This window comes from Streptomyces sp. E11-3 (genome assembly GCF_046540415.1).
Taxonomy (GTDB): domain Bacteria; phylum Actinomycetota; class Actinomycetes; order Streptomycetales; family Streptomycetaceae; genus Streptomyces.
In genome coordinates this window covers 1-1,302 of the sequence record NZ_JAZGRL010000184.1, presented here as the reverse complement: position 1 = coordinate 1,302, position 1,302 = coordinate 1, and the positions used below count along the sequence as shown (strand labels likewise).

Annotated in this window: 1 protein-coding gene; it reads right to left on the bottom strand. The window is 70.9% G+C overall.

Translation table 11 applies throughout. The features are described 5' to 3' along the window. Nucleotides 1–331: 331 nt before the first annotated feature. On the bottom strand, nt 332–1,237 hold the full coding sequence (locus tag U9R90_RS36275) for a tRNA (adenine-N1)-methyltransferase (RefSeq protein ID WP_411061761.1): 906 nt from the start codon (nt 1,235–1,237) through the stop codon (nt 332–334). Nucleotides 1,238–1,302: the final 65 nt, after the last annotated feature.

Here is a 1,302-nt window from a genome sequence, read left to right as displayed (position 1 = left end):
CGGGGGGCCCGGTTGGGCGGCGGTGGCGTCTTTGGGCTGGATGACCGTGGACAGGGCGACGACGCCGGCGAGTGCTGTGGCGGTGGCGAGCCAGTGCACGGGGCGGGTGTGAGTGTGTGCCAGTTCCGGGACGGCGGGGTGCTGCACGAGGAGTGTCTCCTGTGAGGGCTGTGCCGGTGGGGGTGGCCAGCATCGTGCCATACCTCACAGTGAGGCGGAACGCCGGGGTCAGGATGTCAACGAAAAGTCCCCGCCGCCGAGTTCTCCGGTGGTGTGGGGAACTCGGCGGCGGGGCTCGTTCGTTGTTGGGTGCTGCTGTGGCGTGCCGGGGTCAGCGGCCGGGGGTTCCGCCGCCCGCGTTGGGGCCTGAGTAGTCCTCGCCGTAGGCGCCCTTGGAGGGGCGGCGGCGGCGCATCGGGGGCTCGACGCCGTCGGCGAGGCGACGGGCGGTGAGCAGGAAGCCGGTGTGGCCGATCATCCGGTGGTCCGGGCGGACGGCGAGGCCTTCGATGTGCCAGTTGCGGATCATCGATTCCCAGGCGGTGGGCTCGTTGAAGCAGCCGATCTCGCGGATGGACTCGACGGTGCGGGCGAGCTGGGTGGTGGTGGCCACGTAGCAGCAGACGATGCCGCCGGGGACGAGGGCCTTGGAGACGGCCTCCAGGCACTCCCAGGGGGCGAGCATGTCGAGGATGACGCGGTCGACCTCGGTGTCGCTGAGGTTGTCCTGGAGGTCGCCCACGGTGAGCTCCCACGCGGGGTGGGGGCCGCCGAAGTAGCGCTCGACGTTCTGCCGGGCGATGTCGGCGAAGTCCTCGCGGCGCTCGTAGCTGTGCAGCATGCCCTGGTCGCCGATGGCTCGCAGCAGGAAGCTGCTGAGTGAGCCGGAGCCGACTCCCGCTTCGACGACGCGTGCGCCGGGGAAGATGTCGGCGAAGGACAGGATCTGCCCCGCGTCCTTGGGGTAGACCACGGCGGCGCCGCGGGGCATGGACAGGACGTAGTCGGGGAGCAGGGGGCGCAGCGCGAGGTAGGCGACGTTTCCCGTGGTGCGGACCACGCTGCCTTCGGGGCTGCCGATCAGCTCGTCGTGGGGGAAGGAACCCTTGTGGGTGTGGAAGTTCTTCCCGGCCTCGAGCGTGAACGTGTAGTGGCGGCCCTTGGGGTCGGTGAGCTGCACCTGGTCCCCGACCTTGAAGGGCCCGCGGCGGCGGGCGGCACCGGTCGGTTCGGACATGTGACCAGAGTACCGGCCTGGGGTGCTCTGGCTGACCACGGGTGGGGGCCGTGGGGTGTGCGGGG